At 36.4% G+C, this 659-nt stretch carries 1 protein-coding gene; it reads right to left on the bottom strand.

What is annotated here, in order from left to right; all coding sequences use genetic code 11:
• Positions 1-630, bottom strand: a 630-nt coding sequence (locus KI369_RS23100; RefSeq protein ID WP_212957525.1) for a pyridoxamine 5'-phosphate oxidase family protein, incomplete at its 3' end; no start/stop codon positions are given.
• Positions 631-659 lie beyond the last annotated feature (29 nt).

Below are 659 nucleotides of genomic sequence, written 5' to 3'. Positions count from 1 at the left end.
TCTTTTCGTATAACTTTCTTCTAAAGAACGTGCAACATCTTCTTCTGAAGCATTCACTTTCGCATGCTCTAGCAACATTTTTGCTGCTGAAGGTAACGCTTTTTTATTCAACCAAGATTCTGGATCCCACATTTTTGAACGAATAAAAGCTTTTGCACAATGGATATAGCATTCCTCTACCTCAACCACAATTCCAAGTAACGGATTGCGTCCATTTGCCTGCATTTCTTGCAAAATTTCTTCGTCGTTTGTTATATACGCTCTGCCATTTATTCTGAGTGTCTCCCCAAGACCTGGGATAAAAAAGATTAATCCTACACGCGGATTGGAAATAATATTCAAAATGGAGTCTATACGACGATTGCCTGGTCTTTCTGGAATGATAATTTTATTATTATTGAATACGTATACAAATCCAGGTGCATCTCCTCTCGGCGAAGCGTCACACTCTCCTAATTTATTTGCAGTAGATAATACTAGAAAAGGAGATTTAGACAGAAAATCTACGCAATGGTGGTCTAATGATGAAATAACTTTTTTTAAAGCTCGTTCACTGGGTTTTCCTAATATTTTCCGTAATTCTACCTCAGTTGAAATAATCGATTTTATTTCCTTACTCTCTATTCCCACTAATACCGACCCCTTTTTTCTTTATTTTC

This window comes from Bacillus sanguinis (assembly GCF_018332475.1).
In the GTDB taxonomy this organism is placed as follows: Bacteria; Bacillota; Bacilli; order Bacillales; family Bacillaceae_G; genus Bacillus_A; species Bacillus_A sanguinis.
Note: the sequence above shows the minus strand (reverse complement) of the source record. Positions and strands in the feature narration are given on the sequence as shown.